Annotated in this window: 20 protein-coding genes; 16 read left to right on the top strand and 4 right to left on the bottom strand. The window is 38.2% G+C overall.

The features are described 5' to 3' along the window. Positions 1 to 15 precede the first annotated feature (15 nt). From AC4BC3_RS07755 to AC4BC3_RS07715, 9 genes are all read left to right on the top strand, one after another. A complete protein-coding gene (locus AC4BC3_RS07755; RefSeq protein WP_490466204.1) occupies positions 16 to 930 on the top strand; it encodes an aldo/keto reductase in 915 nt (304 codons plus the stop codon). Between the two features lie 276 nt (positions 931 to 1,206). Then, positions 1,207 to 2,184 (top strand): GMP reductase, encoded by a 978-nt coding sequence (gene guaC / locus AC4BC3_RS07750; RefSeq protein WP_067481199.1) that lies wholly within the window; start codon positions 1,207 to 1,209, stop codon positions 2,182 to 2,184. A gap of 176 nt (positions 2,185 to 2,360) precedes the next feature. Beyond that, the gene (gene wecB, locus AC4BC3_RS07745) at positions 2,361 to 3,497 is read left to right on the top strand and encodes a non-hydrolyzing UDP-N-acetylglucosamine 2-epimerase (protein WP_490466203.1); all 1,137 of its coding nucleotides are present in this window, start codon (positions 2,361 to 2,363) and stop codon (positions 3,495 to 3,497) included. A gap of 61 nt (positions 3,498 to 3,558) precedes the next feature. After that, the gene (locus AC4BC3_RS07740; protein WP_206909237.1) at positions 3,559 to 4,983 is read left to right on the top strand and encodes an aminotransferase-like domain-containing protein; all 1,425 of its coding nucleotides are present in this window, start codon (positions 3,559 to 3,561) and stop codon (positions 4,981 to 4,983) included. Positions 4,984 to 5,426: 443 nt separating this feature from the next. Further along, positions 5,427 to 6,536, top strand: a complete 1,110-nt coding sequence (gene pdhA / locus AC4BC3_RS07735; protein WP_206899257.1) for a pyruvate dehydrogenase (acetyl-transferring) E1 component subunit alpha — start codon at positions 5,427 to 5,429, stop codon at positions 6,534 to 6,536. 2 nt (positions 6,537 to 6,538) lie between these two features. Then, the gene (locus AC4BC3_RS07730) at positions 6,539 to 7,516 is read left to right on the top strand and encodes an alpha-ketoacid dehydrogenase subunit beta (protein WP_206909239.1); all 978 of its coding nucleotides are present in this window, start codon (positions 6,539 to 6,541) and stop codon (positions 7,514 to 7,516) included. A 19-nt stretch (positions 7,517 to 7,535) separates the two neighbouring features. Then, the gene (locus AC4BC3_RS07725; protein ID WP_490466202.1) at positions 7,536 to 9,161 is read left to right on the top strand and encodes a dihydrolipoyllysine-residue acetyltransferase; all 1,626 of its coding nucleotides are present in this window, start codon (positions 7,536 to 7,538) and stop codon (positions 9,159 to 9,161) included. A gap of 7 nt (positions 9,162 to 9,168) precedes the next feature. Further along, positions 9,169 to 10,575 (top strand): dihydrolipoyl dehydrogenase, encoded by a 1,407-nt coding sequence (lpdA, locus tag AC4BC3_RS07720; protein WP_490466201.1) that lies wholly within the window; start codon positions 9,169 to 9,171, stop codon positions 10,573 to 10,575. Between the two features lie 145 nt (positions 10,576 to 10,720). Next, a complete protein-coding gene (locus AC4BC3_RS07715) occupies positions 10,721 to 11,473 on the top strand; it encodes a DeoR/GlpR family DNA-binding transcription regulator (protein ID WP_206909245.1) in 753 nt (250 codons plus the stop codon). 121 nt (positions 11,474 to 11,594) lie between these two features. Here AC4BC3_RS07715 and AC4BC3_RS07710 read toward each other — a convergent pair whose 3' ends face one another. The 4 genes from AC4BC3_RS07710 to AC4BC3_RS07695 are packed head-to-tail and all read right to left on the bottom strand — an operon-like array spanning position 11,595 to position 14,170. Further along, entirely contained in the window at positions 11,595 to 13,004 is a 1,410-nt protein-coding gene (locus tag AC4BC3_RS07710; RefSeq protein ID WP_206909247.1) for a PTS galactitol transporter subunit IIC, read from the bottom strand. A gap of 43 nt (positions 13,005 to 13,047) precedes the next feature. Continuing rightward, on the bottom strand, positions 13,048 to 13,350 hold the full coding sequence (locus AC4BC3_RS07705; protein WP_490466200.1) for a PTS sugar transporter subunit IIB: 303 nt from the start codon (positions 13,348 to 13,350) through the stop codon (positions 13,048 to 13,050). 17 nt (positions 13,351 to 13,367) lie between these two features. Then, positions 13,368 to 13,670: a PTS sugar transporter subunit IIB gene (locus AC4BC3_RS07700; RefSeq protein WP_206909252.1), complete on the bottom strand. Its 303-nt coding sequence runs from the start codon at positions 13,668 to 13,670 to the stop codon at positions 13,368 to 13,370. Positions 13,671 to 13,684: 14 nt separating this feature from the next. After that, on the bottom strand, positions 13,685 to 14,170 hold the full coding sequence (locus AC4BC3_RS07695) for a PTS sugar transporter subunit IIA (protein WP_206909254.1): 486 nt from the start codon (positions 14,168 to 14,170) through the stop codon (positions 13,685 to 13,687). Positions 14,171 to 14,340: 170 nt separating this feature from the next. On the opposite strand from AC4BC3_RS07695, the gene AC4BC3_RS07690 reads away from it, so the two are divergent. The 7 genes from AC4BC3_RS07690 to AC4BC3_RS07660 all read left to right on the top strand — a co-directional run bounded on the left by AC4BC3_RS07690 (position 14,341) and on the right by AC4BC3_RS07660 (position 22,262). Next, positions 14,341 to 15,126: a DeoR/GlpR family DNA-binding transcription regulator gene (locus AC4BC3_RS07690; protein ID WP_490466199.1), complete on the top strand. Its 786-nt coding sequence runs from the start codon at positions 14,341 to 14,343 to the stop codon at positions 15,124 to 15,126. Positions 15,127 to 15,143: 17 nt separating this feature from the next. Next, positions 15,144 to 15,572: a galactose-6-phosphate isomerase subunit LacA gene (gene lacA / locus AC4BC3_RS07685; RefSeq protein ID WP_206909258.1), complete on the top strand. Its 429-nt coding sequence runs from the start codon at positions 15,144 to 15,146 to the stop codon at positions 15,570 to 15,572. A gap of 23 nt (positions 15,573 to 15,595) precedes the next feature. Next, a complete protein-coding gene (gene lacB, locus AC4BC3_RS07680) occupies positions 15,596 to 16,111 on the top strand; it encodes a galactose-6-phosphate isomerase subunit LacB (protein ID WP_206909260.1) in 516 nt (171 codons plus the stop codon). A 15-nt stretch (positions 16,112 to 16,126) separates the two neighbouring features. Beyond that, positions 16,127 to 17,059 (top strand): tagatose-6-phosphate kinase, encoded by a 933-nt coding sequence (gene lacC, locus AC4BC3_RS07675; protein ID WP_490466198.1) that lies wholly within the window; start codon positions 16,127 to 16,129, stop codon positions 17,057 to 17,059. A 74-nt stretch (positions 17,060 to 17,133) separates the two neighbouring features. Further along, the gene (gene lacD, locus AC4BC3_RS07670; RefSeq protein WP_490467304.1) at positions 17,134 to 18,108 is read left to right on the top strand and encodes a tagatose-bisphosphate aldolase; all 975 of its coding nucleotides are present in this window, start codon (positions 17,134 to 17,136) and stop codon (positions 18,106 to 18,108) included. 201 nt (positions 18,109 to 18,309) lie between these two features. Next, positions 18,310 to 20,253, top strand: a complete 1,944-nt coding sequence (locus tag AC4BC3_RS07665; protein ID WP_206909262.1) for a PTS fructose transporter subunit IIABC — start codon at positions 18,310 to 18,312, stop codon at positions 20,251 to 20,253. An 86-nt stretch (positions 20,254 to 20,339) separates the two neighbouring features. Further along, positions 20,340 to 22,262, top strand: coding sequence for a BglG family transcription antiterminator (locus AC4BC3_RS07660; RefSeq protein ID WP_490466197.1), 1,923 nt, complete (start codon positions 20,340 to 20,342; stop codon positions 22,260 to 22,262). Positions 22,263 to 22,357 lie beyond the last annotated feature (95 nt).

Below are 22,357 nucleotides of genomic sequence, written 5' to 3'. Positions count from 1 at the left end.
AGGAGGAGTTTTTTAATGAAACAGGTTCAATTTGGAACAGTAAATCACGCAGTTTCCGCAGTCATTCTTGGCTGTATGCGCATCAATAGTGCGAAAGATCCAGTTAAGGCAATCGAAACTGCTTATGACAATGGAATCAATTTCTTTGATCATGCAGATATCTATGGAAATGGTGAGTGCGAATCAATTTTTGCAGATGCTTTGGCAAAGACCTCTTTAAAGCGTGAAGATTTATTTATTCAAACAAAATGTGGAATCGTTCCAGGAGTGATGTTTGATTTTTCAAAAGAACACATCATCGCATCTGTTGAGGGCAGCTTGCAACGTTTAAAGATGGATTATGTAGATGCTTTATTGCTACATCGACCAGATACATTAGTCGAACCTGACGAGGTTGCTGCAGCTTTTGACGAATTAGAAAAAGCTGGGAAAGTCCGCTATTTTGGTGTAAGCAATCAAAAACCGATGCAAATTGAACTATTGAAAAAATCAGTACGTCAACCTTTAGTGGCTAACCAATTGCAGTTTGGCTTAAAGCATTCAGAAATGGTTGATCAAGGAATTCATGTAAACATGACAGACCCTGCAAGTATCGATCATGATGGCAGTGTGCTAGATTATTCACGAGTGCATGACATGACAATTCAGGCATGGTCTCCTTATCAATATGGATTCTTTGAAGGTGTCTTTATCGGCAATGAAAAATTCCCAGAATTAAATCAAAAACTGAGCGAAATGGCTGAAAAATATAACACGACGCCAACTGGTTTAGCTTCAGCCTGGATCTTACGTCATCCAGCAAATATGCAAGTGATTGCTGGTACCATGAATGTTAGCCGTATTGAAGAAATTGCAAAAGCTTCTGATGTTGTGTTGACAAGAGAAGATTGGTACGATTTGTACATGGCTGCAGGAAATATTTTGCCATAGAATTTGGCGAACGGTATCAGTTATTCGATAGGAAACAAAAAAAGGGATTGCTACAAAAGTAGCAATCCCTTTTTTTGCTTTTTTCCGAACATTGCTCTTTTTAACGGACTCGTTTATTGAAAAAAGACTAAAAAAACGAATTATTCGTAAAATGTTCATGGTTTTGGCTTGATTTTTTTATTTAGTTGAGTTAAATTACATAGGGCGCTGAAAAAAGCCCGAATAAAACGAAGAATGTTCGTGTTTTACTGAACTGAACATTAGGAGGACAATTTGATGAAAGTATTTGACTACGAAGATATCCAACTAATTCCGAATAAATGTATCGTAAATAGCCGATCAGAGTGTGACACAACAGTGACTTTAGGTAAGCACTCATTTAAAATGCCAGTAGTACCTGCGAACATGCAAACAATTATCGATGAATCAATCGCAGAATTTTTAGCAAAAAATGGTTATTTTTATATTATGCATCGTTTCGATGAAGAAGCACGTATCCCGTTTATTAAAAAGATGAAACAAGAAGGATATATCTCATCAATCAGCGTAGGCGTAAAAGAAAACGAATATGCTTTCGTTGAAGAATTAGCACAAAAAAATCTAGTACCAGATTACATCACAATTGATATTGCTCACGGGCATTCCAATTCAGTAATTAACATGATTCAACATATAAAAAAACATCTTCCCGAAACATTTGTGATTGCAGGAAATGTGGGAACACCTGAAGCTGTTCGTGAATTAGAAAATGCTGGGGCTGATGCAACCAAAGTTGGCATCGGACCAGGAAAAGTTTGTATCACGAAAATCAAAACAGGTTTCGGAACAGGTGGCTGGCAGTTAGCCGCATTAAGATGGTGTGCAAAAGCTGCTCGTAAACCAATTATCGCAGATGGAGGGATTCGGACACACGGCGATGTGGCAAAATCAGTTCGTTTTGGTGCAACGATGGTCATGATTGGTTCATTATTTGCTGGACATGAAGAATCACCAGGCGAAACGAAAGTCGAAAACGGAGTTGTTTATAAAGAATATTTTGGCTCCGCTTCGGAATTCCAAAAAGGTGAAAAGAAAAATGTTGAAGGAAAGAAAATCTGGATTCAACATAAAGGTTCACTAAAAGATACATTAGTTGAAATGCAACAGGATTTACAATCTTCAATTTCTTATGCAGGCGGTCGTGACTTAGAAGCGATTCGTAAAGTCGATTATGTAATTGTGAAGAATTCTATTTTTAATGGAGATACAATTTAAAGTAGCAAAGTGTTTTTAATCTCAAATAATAGTAGGAAGAGTGTCAGATGAATCTTTGTCTGGCGCTCTTTTTTATTGGTTAGAAAAGAGGCTACGAAAAAATTCGTTATTTTTATTTCTTTTTTGTCAAAAATTCAGCTACAATAGAAGATGGAATGAAAAGGAGACTTGAAATTATGAAAAAAATAAAAGTATTATCTGTTTTTGGTACTAGACCAGAAGCAATTAAAATGGCACCTTTAGTTAAAGCTCTTGCAAAAGATGAACGCTTTATAGGAAAAGTTGCTGTTACGGCACAACATCGTGAAATGCTTGATCAGGTGTTAGAAGTATTTGAAATTGATCCTGATTATGATTTGAATTTGATGAAAGGTGGACAAACATTAGCTGGGATTACTTCGAGAATTCTTGATGACTTAACACCTGTTTTATTGGAAGAACAACCTGACATTGTTTTGGTGCATGGAGATACTACAACGACTTATGCGAGTGCAACCGCAGCTTTCTATCAACAAATCAAAGTCGGTCACGTGGAAGCAGGTTTGCGAACTTGGAATAAGTGGTCACCATTTCCTGAAGAGATGAATCGTCAATTGACAGATGTCTTAAGTGATATTTATTTTGCACCAACAAGTCAAAGTAAAGAAAACTTAGAAAAAGAAAATCATCCAACAGACGCTATTTTTGTAACTGGGAATACTGCAATTGATGCAATGAAATACACGGTTGATGAAGAGTATCAGAACGAACATCTATCGGTATCCAAAGAGGACAAACAAGTCTTAGTGACGATGCACCGCCGCGAAAATATTGGACAACCAATGCGTCAAGTGTTCCAAGCGATTGCCCGCGTTGCCAATGAACATCCAGAAGTGAAGTTTATTTTTCCAATGCATCGTAATCCGAAAGTACGTGAAGAAGCAATGGATATTCTAGGGGCTTTGGGTAATGTATCATTGATTGAGCCTTTAGATGTTGTCGATTTTCATAATTTCGCAGCTCGAAGTTATTTGATTTTGACGGATTCTGGTGGTGTCCAAGAAGAAGCGCCGTCACTTGGAGTACCGGTACTTGTCTTGCGTGATACAACAGAACGTCCAGAAGGTGTTAAGGCGGGGACTTTGAAAATGGTTGGAACAGATGAAACAACTGTTTACGAAGAAACAACTCGTTTACTTGAAAACAAAGAAGCCCATCAAGAAATGGCACATGCTTCAAATCCGTATGGTGATGGTCAAGCCAGCCAACGTATTTTAGACGCAATGGCGTATTACTTTAATACAGAAGAAAACCGACCAACTGATTTTGAATAAAGTTTATTTTTTCGTAAATTTATCTATTTTTTTTAAGATAAAAAGTAAGTGAGGAAATCTCATGTGGCAAAAAATTGATAAGGCACAAGGACCTGCATATCGACAAATGATGGATCAAATCATGCAGAAAATCGAGCAAGGAGAATTAAATCCAGGGGAGCGACTAGCCTCGGAACGGAAGTTAGCAGAGGCTTTTGGGGTGAATCGTTCCACCGTAGTTCACGCGTTGGAAGAGTTACGCGCGCTTGGAATCCTAACAAGCAAACAAGGCAGTGGTCGCTATGTCAATCAAATGGAATGGGGCAAGTTTTCTATTCCAAGAATTGATTGGCGTCAATTGATTGCTCATCGATATGAGCAATCAATCAATCATTATGAAGAAAAAATCAATCGTGGTAAGAGACAAACGAGTACATTTCTTGATTTATATTCGAGTGAAATGCCGAATGAGCTATTACCTGATTTTCAATTTCCTGCTTATTCATTAGAAGATATCTTAATGGAAGAAAAAAGGATGAATCGCTATGGCTACTTGCCTTTGAAAGAAAAAATCACGGGATACTTAAAAGAAGAACTTCAGTTGAACTTTTCTGCGGACCAGCTTTTAGTCACTGGTGGTGGTCAGCAAGCTATTTTTTTGATTTTGCAAACCATTTTGTCATCAGGAGATGCAATCGCGGTTGAATCCCCTTCTTTTTTCTATCGTCTTCCTTTGTTTAAAGCAGCGGGAATTCGCCTTTTTGGAGTGACGATGGATGAGGAAGGGATTGAGTTAAAACAGCTAGAATCATCGATTTTAAAAAATCAGGTGAAAGCCGTCTTAGTCAATCCTAATTTTCAGAATCCAACAGGAAAAGTCATGAGCCAAAAAAGACGTGAGGCGCTTGTGCAATTGTGTCGTCGCTACCAATTACCAATCATTGAAGATGATGTTTTTACGGACTTTTCTTTTTCAGAGATGAATGAGACCCAACCGCTTCGCTTGCTTGATCCAGATAATGTCTTATATATTGGTTCCTTGTCACGTGTTTTAGGTCGAACGACGAAAATCGGTTGGGTATTAGGTCCAGAAACATTAATAGCTCGATTGGCCAATGCTCAAGAAATGATGGAATTTTCGTTAAGTATTGTTTCGCAAATGTTCGCAACAAGTGTGTTTGATGAAGCGTTTCTTTCAAAAATGTCGTTGGTGCGAAAACAGCTAGCTAAGCGAAGTCGACAATTAATTGATTGGTCGAAGCAACAATCTTTTTTTAAATTGCATCCAATCAGAGGTGGCTACTATGCTTGGTTGACTTGGGAAGGCAAGCAATTATCAACGGAAATAGCAGATGAATTAATTGCGCGAGGATTGGGAATTGCTCCGGCACAACTATTTGGAGAAGAAGTAAATGGGCTACGTTTGAATTTTAGTCGGTTATCCGAAGAAGAATTACCCAAATTTAGTGAATTGATGAACCAAGCAGCGGAGATGTTAAAAAAATAAAGAAAATTGTAACAGCATAGAAATTTTTCTATGCTGTTTTTTTGTTGATGAAATTTTTTACAGAAGCAAGGTATAACAGCTTCATTAGTTGTTTGTAAAATCATGCACGAGTCTAGAAATTTTCAAGAATAAACTTATATAAAAGTTGTAACAATAAGGTTTATAAATAGAAACAGCTCGATGTTTTGCTATTAAAATACGGAGGATTTTTTTAGGTAAAATGTAAACCGCTTTCTTGTTTGTGATTCAATTCACTATCGTTGATGTAGCAAGGATTATTTTTACAAAAAATTATCGTGAATTTATGGGCTTATAACTTGTGTTTCTCCATGATACATGATAATTTATGTATGAAGCCGGTTAAATAGTGATACAGATTATATTACTGTTTCAATCGTAGCTAGAAGAGAATTTCTTATAGACGAGAGAGGAATGTGTGACAAATGGCAAACAAAAAAGCACCAATCGACTTCCAGGCTTTACTTGATGAAGTCAATTCAGATTTTCCAGTTTATCAAGCGCTTGATCAAGATGGAAAAGTTGTAAATGAAGATTTGATCCCTGATTTATCAGATGATGAATTAGTTGAATTAATGACAAAAATGGTTTGGTCACGTGTCTTGGATCAACGTTCAACAGCATTGAACCGTCAAGGACGTCTTGGATTCTTTGCGCCTACAGCTGGGCAAGAAGCAAGCCAACTTGCAAGTGCATTTGCTTTTGATAAAGAAGATGTTTTATTACCTGGTTATCGTGATGTTCCCCAACTTGTTCAACACGGCTTACCATTAACGCAAGCGTTTTTATGGTCTCGTGGGCATGTTGCTGGTAATTTATATCCAGAAGAATTGAAAGCTCTACCACCACAAATTATTATTGGTGCACAATACGTTCAAGCTGCTGGTGTAGCACTAGGCTTGAAAAAACGTAACAAGAAAAATGTTGTCTTCACTTACACTGGTGATGGCGGTTCTTCACAAGGTGATTTCTACGAAGCAATTAACTTTGCAGGTGCTTATCATGCAAATGCTGTTTTCTATATTCAAAATAACGGTTTTGCAATTTCCACACCTCGTGAAAAACAAACCGCTGCTAAAACATTAGCACAAAAAGCTGTTGCGGCTGGAATTCCTGGTATTCAAGTTGACGGAATGGACCCATTAGCTGTCTACACTGTTTCAAAAATGGCTCGAGATTGGGCAATTAGCGGAAAAGGTCCTGTGTTGATTGAAACATTGACGTATCGTTATGGTCCACATACGTTATCAGGAGATGATCCAACACGTTACCGTTCAAAAGAGATGGATGGCGAGTGGCAAAAGAAAGATCCGTTGATTCGTTTCCGCAACTATCTAGTTGAAAAAGGATTATGGTCTGAAGAAAAAGAAGAACAAGTTATTGAACAAACAAAAGAAGAAATCAAAGCAGCGATTGCAGAAGCGGATAAAGTACCAAAACAAAAAGTTTCAGATTTCTTGAAGAATATGTTTGAAGAAGCACCACAAACAATCAAAGAACAAATTGCAATCTATGAAGCGAAGGAGTCGAAATAATCATGGCACAAAAAACAATGATTCAAGCAATCACTGATGCTTTAGCACTTGAACTAGAACATGATGAAAATGTCGTCATTTTTGGTGAAGATGTTGGTAAAAACGGAGGGGTCTTCCGTGCAACAGAAGGATTGCAAGAAAAATTTGGTGAAGATCGTGTGTTCGATACACCTTTAGCAGAATCAGGGATTGCAGGTCTTGGATTTGGTTTAGCTTTAGAAGGTTTCCGTCCAGTTCCTGAAATTCAATTTTTTGGTTTCATTTTTGAAGCAATGGACGAAGTTGTTGCACAAATGGCACGTACTCGTTACCGTATGGGTGGAACAAGAAACTTACCAATCACAATTCGTTCACCATTTGGTGGCGGTGTGCATACACCAGAATTACACTCAGATAATTTGGAAGGATTGATTGCACAATCACCTGGTATTCGTGTAGTAATTCCATCAAATCCTTATGATGCAAAAGGTTTATTGATTTCTTCCATCAGAAGTAACGATCCAGTTGTTTTCTTAGAACATATGAAACTTTATCGTTCTTTCCGTGAGGAAGTGCCAGATGAAGCGTATGAAGTACCTTTGGATAAAGCGGCAGTAACTCGTGAAGGATCAGATATTTCAATCATTACTTATGGTGCAATGGTTCGTGAAGCAATCAAAGCTGCAGATAAATTAGCACAAGAAAATATCTCGGTTGAAATTATCGATTTACGAACAGTTGCTCCTCTTGACATTGAAACAATTATTCAATCTGTCGAAAAAACAGGTCGTGTAGTTGTTGTTCAAGAAGCACAAAGACAAGCAGGCGTTGCTGCACAAGTGATTTCTGAAATTTCAGAACGCGCGATTCTTTCTTTAGAAGCACCAATCGGACGTGTTTCTGCACCTGATACTGTCTTCCCATTTGGTCAAGCAGAAAATGCTTGGTTACCAAACGCTTCTGACATTGAAGCAAAAGTCAAAGAAATCGCAGAATTCTAAGAAAAGAAGGGGAAAATTCATGGCTTATCAATTTAAATTACCGGATATCGGTGAAGGAATTGCAGAAGGCGAAATCGTAAAATGGTTCGTTAAAGCAGGCGACACGATCAATGAAGATGATACACTATTAGAAGTTCAAAATGACAAATCAGTTGAAGAGATTCCATCTCCTATCACGGGGACGGTTAAAAATGTATTAGTTCCAGAAGGTACTGTAGCAAATGTTGGTGATGTGTTGGTAGAAATCGACGCACCTGGTTATGAAGATGACGCACCAGCTGCACCAGCTAAAGAACAAACGCCTGAATCTCCTGCTGCAATTCCAACAGCAGAAGGTTCTGGTGAAGGTATTTTTGAATTTAAATTACCAGATATCGGTGAAGGGATCGCGGAAGGCGAAATCGTAAAATGGTTCGTTAAAGCAGGCGATACAATCAACGAAGATGATACATTACTGGAAGTTCAAAATGACAAATCAGTTGAAGAAATTCCGTCACCTGTTACTGGAACAGTCAAAAACGTATTAGTTCCAGAAGGTACTGTAGCAAATGTTGGTGATGTATTGGTAGAAATCGATGCACCAGGGCATAACACAAGTCAATCTTCAGCACCAAGTGCACAAGCACCAGTTGCGGCAGCTCCTCAAGAAACGAAAACGGCTACGTCAACGGTTGTTGCGACAGCAGATGAATCAAAACGCATTCTTGCAATGCCTTCTGTTCGTCAATATGCTCGCGAAAAAGATGTAGATATCTCACAAGTAACTGCTACTGGCAAAGGTGGCCGTATCACGAAAGAAGATATCGATCAATTTGCTTCAGGTGGCGCGTCTGTTCAAGCAACTGCACCAGAAGCAGCACCAACAGCTGCAAAAGCAACGCCAGAGGCACCAGCTGCAGCACCAAAAACAGAACCAACTGCGTTCAAGTCTGGTCAAACAGAACGTGAAACTCGTGAAGCATTAACACCAACACGTAAAGCAATTGCTAAAGCGATGGTTAATAGTAAACATACAGCACCGCATGTCACTTTACATGATGATGTTGAGGTTTCAAAACTTTGGGATCATCGTAAGAAATTTAAAGATGTTGCTGCTGAAAACGGCACGAAATTAACTTTCTTACCATATGTTGTCAAAGCATTGACAGCAACTGCGAAGAAATTCCCAGTATTGAATGCGTCAATCGATGACAAAACACAAGAAATCGTGTACAAACATTACTACAATATCGGTATTGCAACTGATACGGATCACGGATTGTATGTACCAAACATCAAAGATGCAAACATGAAGAGTATGTTTGCAATTGCTGATGAAATCAATGAAAAAGCAGCATTAGCGCATGATGGTAAACTTTCTGCCCAAGATATGCGTGACGGTTCCATTACAATCAGTAATATTGGTTCTGTTGGCGGTGGTTGGTTCACACCAGTTATCAATTATCCTGAAGTAGCTATTTTAGGTGTTGGGACAATTGCACAACAACCAGTTGTGAATAGCGAAGGGGAAATCGTTGTTGGACGCGTGATGAAGTTATCATTAAGCTTTGATCATCGAATCGTTGACGGTGCAACTGCACAGAAAGCAATGAATAACATCAAACGTTTATTAGCAGATCCAGAATTATTATTGATGGAAGGATGAGTGGAAAATGGTAGTAGGAGATTTTGCCATTGAGTTAGATACAGTTGTAATCGGTGCTGGACCTGGCGGCTATGTAGCTGCCATCCGTGCCGCAGAAATGGGACAAAAAGTTGCCATTATTGAACGTGAGTATATCGGTGGAGTGTGTTTGAATGTAGGGTGCATTCCTTCTAAAGCCTTGATTTCTGCCGGACATCATTATCAAGAGTCTTTAGATTCATCTTTATTTGGTGTGACAAGTAAAGATGTGGAGTTAGACTTTACAAAGACACAAGATTGGAAAGACAATCAAGTTGTCAAAAGTCTGACAAGTGGTGTAGGTATGTTGCTTAAAAAACATAAAGTAGAAATCATCGAAGGAGAAGCTTTCTTTGTAGATGACCACACCTTGCGTGTTATTCATCCCGATTCTGCACAAACATACTCATTTAACAATGCCATCGTTGCAACTGGTTCTCGTCCAATCGAAATTCCAGGATTTAAGTTTGGTGGGCGTGTGTTAGATTCGACAGGTGGGTTAAACTTGAAAGAAGTTCCTAAGAAATTTGTGATTATCGGTGGCGGTGTCATCGGTGCTGAACTAGGTGGGGCGTATGCAAACCTCGGATCAGAAGTCACAATTTTGGAAGGATCACCTTCAATTTTACCAACGTATGAAAAAGACATGGTTAAATTAGTTACCGATGATTTCAAAAAGAAAAATGTTACAGTAGTCACTTCAGCAATGGCGAAAGAAGCAATTGATAACGGTGATAGCGTGACAGTGAAATATGAAGTAGATGGTAAAGAACAATCAGTTGAAGCGGACTTTGTTATGGTTACAGTTGGTCGTCGTCCAAATACGGATGATCTTGGATTGGAACAAGCTGGTGTTGAAATTGGTGAACGCGGCTTGATCCCAGTTGACAAACAAGGTCGAACAAATGTTGCAAATATTTTTGCAATTGGGGATATTGTTCCTGGTGCAGCACTTGCTCACAAAGCAAGTTATGAAGCAAAAATTGCAGCGGAAGCTATTTCTGGTAAAAAAGTAGCTGTTGATTACAAAGCAATGCCTGCTGTTGCATTTACTGATCCTGAACTTGCAAGTGTTGGAATGACAATCGCAGAAGCGAAAGAGGTTGGTATTGAAGCTAAATCATTCAAATTCCCATTTGCAGGTAATGGACGTGCTATTTCATTAGGCAAAACAGAAGGATTCTTACGATTGGTAACAACAATCGAAGATCACGTGATTATTGGGGCACAAATTGGTGGTGTAGGAGCAAGTGACATGGTTTCTGAACTTGCTTTAGCAATTGAATCAGGCATGAATGCTGAAGATATTGCCTTAACGATCCATCCACATCCATCTCTTGGTGAAATTACAATGGATACAGCGGAATTAGCTTTAGGGTTACCAATTCATATCTAAAAAATTGGTTCACGATTTTTAAGATGTACGACAACAACTGTCGTACATCTTTTTTTATTACAGAAGGAAATTAGAGAGTTTTGTTATACATAACACTTTTTTTATCGTAGAATGAAGAAAGATTATAGTAAACGGAGCGATTGAAATGTTGAAAGAAGAACGTTGGAATGCGATTGTAGCTTTAGTAGATCAAAAGGGCACGATTAAAGTGAGTGAGATTGTCGAACGTCTCTCGGTTTCTGACATGACTGTCCGCCGAGATTTAACAGAATTGGAAGAAGCCGGACGTCTCAAACGTGTTCATGGTGGCGCGCGGAGTCTAAATGTTTACCAGCATGCGGAGCTTTCACATCGTGACAAACAAATTATTAATAGTGAAGAGAAAAAGGAAATCGCGCAAAAGGCTGTACAACTAATTAAAGAAGAAGAAACGATTTTTCTGGGACCTGGGACGACTATTGAATTATTGGCAGAAATTATGGAATTTGAACGTTTACGCGTGGTAACGAATTGTTTGCCGGTATTCAATACGTTGAGTAAAAAAGAAGGAAATTTAAAAGTATACTTAGTTGGTGGAGAAATGCGGGAGTTGACCAAATCATTTTTTGGCGAAATTTCCAACAAAACGTTACAAGATATGCATTTTCATAAGGCATTCTTTAGTAGCAATGCAGTGAAAGATGATGAAGTGATGACTGCGACAATCGAAGAAGGACAAACCCAAGCCATCGCTCTAGATAATTCGATCGAGCGCTACTTATTGATTGATTCATCCAAGGTGGGCAAACAAGATTTTTATTCTTACTATCGATTAAAAGATATTACAGCAGTTGTGATGAATAAGGATGATTATGATACGTATCAAAAACTGGAAAAAGAAGTTCAGGTGATTATTTAACTTTTTTTGCAAATCTTTTTTACTAGATGAAAGATAAAAAGGCGGTTGTTAAGTTGCTAAACATCATAAAAGGAGAAGAACTCAACATTGAGTTCTTCTCCTTTTTTATAGTATCTGTCTTTTACATAGCAGCTTTTTCGGCAGCGTAAACAGCATTTCTCTTTTTCATTTGACGTGCATACCAAACAAAAATCAATAGATAAGCGACAAGTGCTAGAATCGCATAGAGAATAAATTCGATTTGACCTTGAGAAGCATTACCAACTAGATAGCCTAAGAATTTTTCTACAGGGCCTTCCATCGTAGTGTGGGAAATCAATGAATCAGCGCTTAGGCCAGCGGGGAATGCGCCAACCTTTTTGGCAGTTTCGGTAACAAATGGAGCAATCAACGTACCTGACCATAGGAATAGAGGTAATTCGATTGCACCAATGACGATCATACGAATCAATTTCCCGCGTGTCACAACTAATAAGGCTGGGGTAACTCCCATAGCGATAATACCACCTAAAGGTAATAATTTATTTCCTGGTAAGACAATTGCTTCAAGCAACATGATTGGTGCTAATACATTTGCAGCTGCCCAAATTTCTGCGCGACCAGCAATAAAGGGCCAATCTAAACCAATATTGATGGTGCGACCTTTTAATTTGTTAGAAGCAAAGTCGGTAATTCCTTGTGATAAAGGTTCAACAGCAGCAATGAACCATGCGCCAATCAATGAAAATAGTTCTAAACAGACTGCAGCAGTGAATGCTAGTGAGAAGATTTCAGTTGGTGTTTGCCCAGCTAGTAAGCCAACGAAGATACCTAAGTAAATCCCGATAGCGAATTTTGATCCCCAGAAACCGATTTTACTATTTAATTTAGCAGCGTCAAAATCGTATTTATCTAACCATGGGAAGACTTTATCAAAAATCTTATCGAAAACCATGATGATTGGATTCATCATATAATTCATATGTGTAGTTGTCATTGGGTTTGTATCCGGTGCATTCAACAAATCATTGAAGGTTGGTTTCATCAAATCAGAATTGATGATTTTTAAGACGCCAATAAAAATAACTAATAATGTAGCAATCAATAGATTTGCTCCACAGAAAATGGCGAATAGACCAACAATTGACAAGTGCCAAATATCAAAAATATCAACATCTAACGTATTTGTTTTATTTAAAAATAACATAACGACATTGACAATAACCATAATCAATAAGAAATACAAAGTGTAAGGGGAACCCCAAGTAATAGTTGCTAGAGGCGCCCAACCTACATCTGTGATATTCAATGAAATGCCGGTACGTTCAACAAAGTCAGCCATCGCACCTGAAAACGCGGTGGTCAAAATGCCAATAATTGCACCGATCCCTGTTAAGGCAATCCCTAATTTCAACCCACCTTCAAGTGCGCGAGTGGGCTTGACTTTAAAGCATAGCGCAATCAGTGTCAAAACAATGGTCATCAAAGGTGCAGCCCCTAAATTGATTAGAGGCTGGAAAATCGTATTTGCGATATCAATAATTGCATTCATTCTCTTTTCTCCTTTATATCAAGTTGAAAATCTTTTTTAGGTATCATTTTTGGATAGATTGGATTGCTTGTTCCATTTGTGAATAAACAGGTTCAGCCATTGCAGGAATGCGATATAAAATTGCGCCTGCATCGACAATGGGGATGTTGACTGGGAAGCCAAGATCGGTATTTGCGATTTGTGCAAAAATATCATAATGAGACAACATTTCTTGATTGATATCTTTGATCATGACAGCGTCACAAGAAACTTGATATCCGCGTTTGCTTAGTTCATTTTCTAAAGCAGATTTGATTTGATGACTTGAGTTAACCCCAGCGCCACAAGCAGCTAAAATCTTAATCATTTGAAATTCCTCTTTTCTTATTTTTGGATAGATTGGATTGCTTGTTCCATTTGTGAATAAACAGGTTCAGCCATTGCAGGGATGCGATATAAAATTGCGCCTGCATCGACAACGGGGATGTTGACTGGGAAGCCAAGATCGGTATTTGCGATTTGTGCAAAAATATCATAATGAGACAACATTTCTTGATTGATATCTTTGATCATGACAGCGTCACAAGAAACTTGATACCCACGTTTACTTAGTTCATTTTCTAAAGCAGATTTGATTTGATGACTTGAATTAACCCCAGCACCACAAGCAGCTAAAATTTTTACCATTTCAAAACACTCCTCTAATTAAAATTCTTTTCTAAAAAAGTATAGATTTCTTTTGGTTCCTCGCATGAGAAAAATTTCGTCAACTCTTTTTTGTCAACAGAGTTGATGAAGTCCATGATGTCCGCTAACATCCCTGCTTGTTCAGCACCATTTTCATTTAAGATCATAAATAAAAAGGAAGCATCCAAAGTGTCTGATGGACGAATCATATGATGAAATAAAATTGGATGCGTTAATTTAATTGGGACGATTCGAGTTGTTTTGACGAATTCACTCTCGGTATGGGGGATTGCGATATCCGGCAAAGATGAATCGATGAGTGATAAGTCTAATCCCGTTGGATAATTGGCCTCTCTTTCTACTAAATTATCGAAAAAGTCTTCAGTAACTAATCCCTTTTCTACTAAATCTAAATAAACTTCCTCAAACACTTCTGTTTGAGTTTGTTTATTTGAAACATAAGTTGTTTCGGGGAAAAAGAATGTAGTGGTTGTTGACATATTTCCTCCTCCTTTGTTTAAAAATGTTTGGATAACTCAATTACACCTAAAGTATAACCGCTTACATAAGAAAGTCAAGCGTATTTTTAAAAGAAAATAAACATTTTTTGCTTTTTTGTGTTGATATTTGTTTGTAAATGTTTTATTATGTCGTTGGAAAGGTGGTGCCTATGTTGAAAAGTGAACGGCAACGTTCCATTTTAGAATTGTGTGAGCAGTTTGGTGTCATTACGGTGAAAATGATCCAAAAAAATTTACCAGTATCAGAGATGACAATTCGTCGTGATTTAGATGAGCTTGCCCAACAAGGAAAAATCGAACGTGTGCATGGTGGTGCACAGAGTAAGGGATATGCCGAATCTGCGATAACGATAAAAGAACAGCCACTGACAGGGGTCGAGCTATCTCATACTGAGAAAAAAGCAATCAGTATAGAAGAAAAAAAGTATATAGCTAAAAATGCTGCCAAAAAAATTTCGGCAGGGGACACGATTTTTTTAGGATCTGGAACAACAATCGAATTGATGACCCGATTTATTCAAGAAGGACCATTACGAATCGTTACCAACAGCTTGCCAGTTTTTAATTTGTTAGAGAAAAAAGACGACCTCGAGTTGTATTTAGTAGGTGGTTCTTTTCGAAAGAAAACAGGTGCATTTGTTGGTTCCATGGCAAATGAGACGATTCAAAAATTGAGTATTGAAAAAGCATTTGTCGGCGTGAATGGGATTTTGAACGAGCATGTCTATACTTTCAGTATTGAGGAAGGAAAATTCCAGCAGTTAGTCTTGGAAAAAGCGCACAAAAAATATTTAGTAGGAGATGCACATAAATTTGGTCATAGCGACTTTTATAATTTTTATTCACTAAATGAAGTCGATGGTTTTTTTACGGATCACACAATCTCAGAGACAATAAAAACGCAATATGAGCAGTATACTCAAATTTTTAATTGATTAGAGGAGGAGTAAAAATGAAGATCATTATTGGATCAGATAAACAAGGAATGAAATTGAAAGAACCCATCAAAGAATACTTGCTTAAAGAAGGTTTTGAAGTAGTTGATAAAAGTGAAACCGCTTCGAGTGATTTTATCGAATCAACATTAGCTGTAGCAATGGAGGTTTTAGCTGAAGAAGGAAGTCTTGGGATTGCGTTTGATGGCTATGGCGCAGGGAGCTTTATGACGGCGACAAAAGTCAAAGGTATGGTAGCAGCGGAAGTATCCGATGAACGTTCAGCTTACATGACACGCGAACATAATAATGCGCGAATGATTACGATTGGCTCTGAGATCGTTGGTGAAGGATTAGCCAAAAATATTGTCAAAGAATTTTTAGCAGCTGATTATGATGGTGGACGCCACCAAATCCGCGTAGACATGTTAAATAAAATGGCTTAAAAAGAAAAGGATGGTAAGTACTCATGAAAATAGCTATTGGTTGTGACCACATTGTTACGGATGTAAAAATTGCCGTTTCAGATTTTTTAAAAGGAAAAGGACACGAAGTCATTGATATGGGCACCTATGATTTCACACGGACACATTACCCGATTTATGGCAAAAAAGTTGGTGAAGCAGTTGTCAGTCATGAAGCAGATTTAGGCGTATGTATATGTGGGACGGGTGTAGGGATTAATAATGCTGTCAATAAAGTTCCGGGCGTTCGTTCCGCTTTAGTTCGTGATATGACAAGTGCGATTTATGCGAAGGAAGAATTGAATGCGAATGTGATTGGTTTTGGAGGGAAAATTACCGGAGAATTTTTGATTTGTGATATCATTGAAGCTTTTATTCAAGCAGAATACCAAGAAACACCTGAGAACAAACGCTTAATTGCAAAAATCGATCATGTTGAAAAAAATCACCCAGAGCAAGCAGATGAACATTTCTTTGATGAGTTTTTAGAAAAATGGGATCGTGGTGAGTATCACGATTAATGTGGAGGTAAGAAAATGATTGTCACGATCACGATGAATCCCTCGATTGATATCTCTTATCCATTGGAACACTTCCAATTAGATACAGTCAATCGTGTCTCGAAAGTGCGGAAGACAGCTGGTGGAAAAGGATTGAATGTCACGCGAGTTTTAGAACAATTAGGCGCTGATGTCTTAGCAAGTGGTTTATTGGGTGGAGAACTAGGCGAGGCCATCCAACATGAGTTGACTGACGCAGGAATCAAACACGCGTTTTCACCGATTAGTGGAAAGACGCGCAATTGTATTGCCATTTTGCATGAAGGAAAACAAACAGAAATTTTAGAACAAGGACCGGTCATCTCGGCTGCAGAAGCAGAAGACTTTTTAGTTCATTTTGAACAGCTAGTAGATGATGCGACTATTCTGAGTTTCTCCGGAAGTTTACCAGCAGGATTACCTGTTGATTTTTATCGTGAAATGTTGTCGATTTGTCAGCAAAAGAAGAAACCAGTCGTATTAGATTGCTCAGGACAAGCTTTGCAAGCTGTTTTGGAAAGCGAGTCAAAACCAACAGTGATCAAACCGAATCTGGAAGAGCTATCAGAACTATTAGCGTTGGACGTGACCAATGAGCCAATGATTTTAAAAGAAGCATTGAGGAATGAACGCTTTGCTGGAATCGAATGGATCATTGTTTCACTGGGCGCGCAAGGCGCTTTTGCCAAGCATGGAAATACTTTTTATCAGGTGAGTATTCCCAAAATCGATGTTGTGAATCCAGTTGGTTCGGGAGATGCGACCGTTGCTGGTATCACTTATGCGTTACAACAGGGGAAAAATGCAGAAGAATTATTAAAAATAGCTAACGTTTTAGGGATGTTAAATGCCCAAGAAGCAGTAACTGGTCAAGTGAACTTGGTGAATTTTCCTCATTTATATAATCAAATCAAAGTCTCGAAAGTCTAATTACTTATTTTGGTAAAACACAGTAGTCGTAAAAGTGGATGCTGATGAAACTTAACAAGGATGGTGCAAAATCAATGATCGAAACTAAAGGAAAACAAGCATATGTCGCACAACTAACGGACGAACATAAAATTATTAGTGCATTAGCCATTGACCAACGTGGTGCGTTGAAAAAAATGATTGCCAAATATCAAGAAACACCTGCAACAGATGAGCAAATCGAAGACTTTAAAAAAATCGTTTCGGAAGAATTGACTCCGTATGCTTCTGCTATTTTGCTGGATCCTGAATATGGCTTGCCAGCGGCTCAAGCACGTGCAGAAAGTGCTGGGTTACTCTTGGCTTATGAAAAAACAGGCTATGATGCTTCGACTCCAGGACGATTACCAGATCTCTTAGCAGATTGGTCAGTCAAACGGTTAAAAGAACAAGGTGCGGATGCATGTAAATTTTTATTATATTACGACGTGGATGAAGCTACCGAGATCAATCAACGAAAACAAGCATTTATTGAACGAATCGGATCAGAATGCGAAGCAGAAGAACTACCATTTTTCTTGGAATTAGTTTCTTATGATGCCGAGAATGCAGATAGTACATCTTTGGAGTATGCCAAGGTCAAACCACATAAAGTGATTGAGATGATGAAAGAATTTTCTCGTGAACGTTATCAAGTGGATGTCTTGAAAGTAGAAGTTCCAGTCAATATGAATTACGTGGAAGGATATGCAGCTGGGGAAGTCGTTTATACACAGACAGAAGCAGCAACTTATTTCAAAGAACAGACAGAAGCAACTTCGTTACCTTTTATCTTTTTGAGTGCAGGAGTCTCTGCCGAGTTGTTCCAAGAAACATTACGCTTTGCCAAAACGGCAGGATCAACATTTAATGGTGTCCTATGTGGTCGAGCAACTTGGGCAAATGGTGTGGAACCTTTCATCACTGAGGGGGAAGCGGCTGCACGTGAATGGTTAAAACAAACAGGTCGAGAAAATATCGAAGCATTGAATACTGTCTTAAAAGAAACAGCTACACCAGTTTCATTATAGGCAGCGTTTGACGATCAAAGTATTTGTAAAATTTTATCAAAAAACTGTAGGGATGACGATTAAGTGATCTGCTACAGTTTTTTTATTTTTTGAAGTAACTTCTTTATGACAAAAATTTCCGTTATTTCGGAATCAATTTGTCCTTAATAAAAAGAAACCGTTTTTATATACTAAGTGAGTAGAAAGAAAGGTGGAAGAAAGATGAAAAAAATTGTTGCAATCACATCTTGTCCAGTTGGAATTGCCCATACATATATGGCTGCTGAAAATTTAGAAAAAGCTGGGAAAGAACTTGGTGTTGAAGTAAAAGTCGAAACACACGGATCGATTGGTGTGGAGAATGAACTTACAGCAAGTGACATCAAAGAAGCAGCGGGCGTCATTATTGCTGCAGATACAAAAGTGGACAAATCACGTTTTGGAGGCAAACCACTAATCAATGTCGGCGTTCAAGATGGTATCCATCATGCGAATACATTGGTTGAAGATATCTTAGCAGGAAAAGCGCCTGTTTTTGAAAGCGCTCTGACAGATGCTTCTGCTGAAAACACTGGCGAAACAGAAGGATTAGGGAAAAAAGTATATAAAAGTTTGATGAATGGTGTTTCTTATATGGTACCGTTCGTTGTGACTGGTGGGCTGTTGATTGCAATTTCATTGACTTTAGGTGGAACAGCAACGCCAGAAGGAATCAAAATTCCAGAAGGTACGATCTGGGCGACAATGAATAGTATTGGCGGTATCGCTATGGGCTTGATGGTTCCCATTTTATCAGCGTTTATTGCTCAAAGTATCGCGGATCGTCCGGGCTTAGTTCCAGGGTTTGTTGGCGGAATGTTGGCAGCTAATGGTGCACTATATGGAAGTGATGCAAACGCTGGTTTCTTAGGCGGAATCATCACAGGGTTTTTAGCTGGATTTATTGCTTTAGGAATCAAAAAAATTCCTGTACCAAAAGCATTACAATCTATTATGCCGATTATCGTCATTCCTATTTTAGGTTCGTTGGCAGTTGGCTTTGTCTTCATCTATGTTATTGGTGAACCAGTTGCACTTTTATTTAATTCATTGACACAATTCTTAGCAGGTATGCAAGGTGGCAGTGAAGTTGTTTTAGCAATGATTCTTGGTGCGATGATTGCCTTTGACATGGGCGGACCATTTAACAAAGTTGCGTTCTTATTCGGCTCAGGCTTGATTGCTGAAGGAAACTATTCCATCATGGGACCAATTGCAGTTGCGATTTGTATTCCTCCTTTAGCGTTAGGTTTAGCTTCATTGATCTTGAAAACGAAATTTACAAAAACTGAACGTGAAGCAGGAAAAGCTTCGCTAGCAATGGGGTTATTTGGTATCACGGAAGGAGCGATTCCATTTGCTTCAACTGATCCACTACGTGTTATTCCAAGTATTGTAATCGGTGCAATGACTGGTAGTGTCATTGCAATGCTTTCAGGTGTAACTGACCATGTTGCACATGGTGGACCAATCGTGGCTGTGTTGGGTGCAGTGGATCATGTGGCAATGTTCTTTGTGGCAGTGATTGCTGGTATCGCAGTAACAGTTTTAATGTTAAGAATCTTGAAACCAACTTTACAAGCAACACCAGTTGTTGCGACATCAAATGGCGCAATGCGTCTGGACGAAGTAGAAGGCGAAGAAATGAAAACGCCAGTTGCTTCAACAAACTTTGATTCAATTACAGAAATCATGACAGATGATACGATTGTTCTAGACACAACTGAAACGACAAAAGACACCGTTATTGAAGATCTAGTCCAACGTTTAGGGAAAACAGGTCACATTACAGATGCAGCTGGGTTTAAACAAGCAATCTATACTCGCGAAAATGAAAGTACAACTGGTATTGGAATGGGCATCGCAATCCCTCATGGTAAATCAACCTATGTGACAAAACCAACACTTGCTTTTGCGAGAAGTCAGCAAGGAATCGATTGGCAATCGCTTGATGGGGAACCGGCACATTTGATTTTCATGATCGCTGTTCCGGAAAATAGCCAAGGAGATATGCACTTAAAAATTCTCCAACGTCTTTCACGTAAACTAATGGATGACGACTTTCGTCAAGCGTTGATGGAAGCACCAAATAAAGCGGCTGTTAATCAATTATTAAGCGAAATGTAACATAAGATGAAAAATCGACTGTGATGAGACATAATAGATGTGTTATCATAGTCGATTTTTTATTCAGGAAGGAGCTTCTTTTCTTAATGAATCAACGCCAGCAATCTTTAATTTACCAATTAATAAAAAGTAATAGTTATTTAACAACCAAAGAATTAGCAACGTGCTTTCAAGTTTCTGAGCGCACGATCCATAGTGATTTAAATAAAATCGAAGACTGGTTGAAGGCGCATCAGTTACCTTTGATTATTGAAAGAAAAAAAGGAACAGGTATCCTACTGGTTGGCTTACCCCATGAAAAAGATCAAGTCAAACGTCTGTTGAACGAAAATGATGAAACTGAGTTGGAAAGAAGTCAGCTACGCCAATTATTGATTTTTCATTTGTTAGTTGCAAAAGATGGCCTAAGTCTTGAAGAATTAGCGGAAAAATTATTCGTTGGTCGCCGTACAATTAGAAAAGAATTAACAGATTTGCAAAGTTTTTTTCAACAACATCATTTGGCGTTAGTGTCAAAAACTAAACTGGGGACCTTTATCACGGGTGATGAGCAAGAAAAAAGACAATTATTGGTGAAGACCTTACGTAATATGCAAAAGACAGATCCACAAAGTCCATCCTTGAAGGAATTTTTTGCGAAAGATACGCTAAAAGTAATCCAACACACCTTGCGAGATGTTTTTTATGAAAATCAGTTAGAGGAACCTGCAGGCTTATCTACGGTTGAGATCCATATTTACTTTATGTTGGAACGCATGAAGCAACTACAAAAAGTCAAATTAAGTGAAGATGAAAATGAAGCAGTCAATCATACACAAGCGCAAAAAATCAGTAGCCAAGTCTTAGCCAAGTTAGCAAACGTGTATCCCATTGAATTTTCACCGGATGAAATCAACTATTTAGCGTTAAGAATTGCTAACTTATTTTCTAAGTCGCAGTCTGCTGCGCGTTTTCAAGGTGAAGCAGATGAACTAGCTATTCACTTGATTGATCAAGTTGAACAATTTTTAGATTATTCATTGAAAGAAGATCAACTTTTAGTCCAAAATTTGAGTTCTCACTTATCTTCTACTTATTTTCGTTTGAATTATGGATTAACAATCTCAAATCCTTTAACGAAAAATGTGTTTAGCACGTATACGCAATTATTCTTAGTTCTTCAATTGATTTTGGAAGATTATTTTGATAAAGAACCCTTTTATGTGCCACAAGATGAGATTGCTTATTTGACGATCCATTTCCAAGCAGCAATTGAGCGTCACCAACATCAAAAAAGTCGGAGATATCAAACGATTTTAGTTAGTGAATATTCAAAAGCAATGGCAACTTTTCTTGAGGCAAGGCTGAATCGTGAACTTCCTGAATTGACGATTCTGGATTTAATTGAATATAGTCCTGAGCTGAAGCTCGAAGCATTTCCACCGGTTGATTTTATTTTGACAACATTACCCTTTCAACATGAAAGCATTCCTGTAATTGAGATTTCACCGATGATTACAGAAACAGATTTATCGAGGTTAACGAAATACATGTTAGAACATGTACCAAACAAACGAACAAAAACATTTGATTTGGCAAGTTTTACGAATCCGTTTTTGATTTTCTCACATTTAGATTTGACAGATCCAACGGAAATCTTGTCTTTTATGGGTGATGTTCTAGTTGAAAATCAATATGTATACCCGGAATTCATTGAATCCGTTCTAGAACGAGATCGTCATTCAAGCACACGGGTTGCTTCGCTGGTAACACTTCCTCACGGCAATCCATTTTATGTCAAGCATTCAACGATTTCGATTGCGACGATGAAGCAGCCAATTACTTGGCATGGCGAACAAATTTGTGTTGTTCTGTTGCTGGCAGTCAAAAAAAATGATTTGAAACATCCAGAATTCAAAAAGTTGTTCTCTGTCATCCATTATTTGGAAAAACAACCTGAACGTATGAATCAACTACTGCAAACGGACCATCCGTTAGAAATCTTAACATTGCTGTCTAGCTACGAGTAAAAGATAAGTAAAGTTAAGAATGAGTGAATATATTTTTTGGGATAGTAGATGTTTTTTTATCATTGAATTCATTTCATCTCTTTCTTTAAGAAATA

Source organism: Enterococcus sp. AAFC-DPL-6103 (assembly GCF_058216595.1).
Note: the sequence above shows the minus strand (reverse complement) of the source record. Positions and strands in the feature narration are given on the sequence as shown.

What these genes read in the sequence shown, in the direction of transcription:
- pdhA (WP_206899257.1), top strand. Translation starts at nt 5,427, where the DNA reads ATGGCAAACAAAAAAGCACCAATCGACTTCCAGGCTTTACTTGATGAA.
- AC4BC3_RS07740 (WP_206909237.1), top strand. Translation starts at nt 3,559, where the DNA reads ATGTGGCAAAAAATTGATAAGGCACAAGGACCTGCATATCGACAAATG.
- wecB (WP_490466203.1), top strand. Translation starts at nt 2,361, where the DNA reads ATGAAAAAAATAAAAGTATTATCTGTTTTTGGTACTAGACCAGAAGCA.
- AC4BC3_RS07705 (WP_490466200.1), bottom strand. Translation starts at nt 13,350, where the DNA reads ATGATTAAGATTTTAGCTGCTTGTGGCGCTGGGGTTAACTCAAGTCAT.
- lacB (WP_206909260.1), top strand. Translation starts at nt 15,596, where the DNA reads ATGAAAATAGCTATTGGTTGTGACCACATTGTTACGGATGTAAAAATT.
- lacA (WP_206909258.1), top strand. Translation starts at nt 15,144, where the DNA reads ATGAAGATCATTATTGGATCAGATAAACAAGGAATGAAATTGAAAGAA.
- AC4BC3_RS07755 (WP_490466204.1), top strand. Translation starts at nt 16, where the DNA reads ATGAAACAGGTTCAATTTGGAACAGTAAATCACGCAGTTTCCGCAGTC.
- lpdA (WP_490466201.1), top strand. Translation starts at nt 9,169, where the DNA reads ATGGTAGTAGGAGATTTTGCCATTGAGTTAGATACAGTTGTAATCGGT.
- AC4BC3_RS07695 (WP_206909254.1), bottom strand. Translation starts at nt 14,170, where the DNA reads ATGTCAACAACCACTACATTCTTTTTCCCCGAAACAACTTATGTTTCA.
- AC4BC3_RS07690 (WP_490466199.1), top strand. Translation starts at nt 14,341, where the DNA reads ATGTTGAAAAGTGAACGGCAACGTTCCATTTTAGAATTGTGTGAGCAG.
- AC4BC3_RS07730 (WP_206909239.1), top strand. Translation starts at nt 6,539, where the DNA reads ATGGCACAAAAAACAATGATTCAAGCAATCACTGATGCTTTAGCACTT.
- lacD (WP_490467304.1), top strand. Translation starts at nt 17,134, where the DNA reads ATGATCGAAACTAAAGGAAAACAAGCATATGTCGCACAACTAACGGAC.
- guaC (WP_067481199.1), top strand. Translation starts at nt 1,207, where the DNA reads ATGAAAGTATTTGACTACGAAGATATCCAACTAATTCCGAATAAATGT.
- AC4BC3_RS07710 (WP_206909247.1), bottom strand. Translation starts at nt 13,004, where the DNA reads ATGAATGCAATTATTGATATCGCAAATACGATTTTCCAGCCTCTAATC.
- AC4BC3_RS07715 (WP_206909245.1), top strand. Translation starts at nt 10,721, where the DNA reads ATGTTGAAAGAAGAACGTTGGAATGCGATTGTAGCTTTAGTAGATCAA.
- AC4BC3_RS07665 (WP_206909262.1), top strand. Translation starts at nt 18,310, where the DNA reads ATGAAAAAAATTGTTGCAATCACATCTTGTCCAGTTGGAATTGCCCAT.
- AC4BC3_RS07725 (WP_490466202.1), top strand. Translation starts at nt 7,536, where the DNA reads ATGGCTTATCAATTTAAATTACCGGATATCGGTGAAGGAATTGCAGAA.
- AC4BC3_RS07700 (WP_206909252.1), bottom strand. Translation starts at nt 13,670, where the DNA reads ATGGTAAAAATTTTAGCTGCTTGTGGTGCTGGGGTTAATTCAAGTCAT.
- lacC (WP_490466198.1), top strand. Translation starts at nt 16,127, where the DNA reads ATGATTGTCACGATCACGATGAATCCCTCGATTGATATCTCTTATCCA.
- AC4BC3_RS07660 (WP_490466197.1), top strand. Translation starts at nt 20,340, where the DNA reads ATGAATCAACGCCAGCAATCTTTAATTTACCAATTAATAAAAAGTAAT.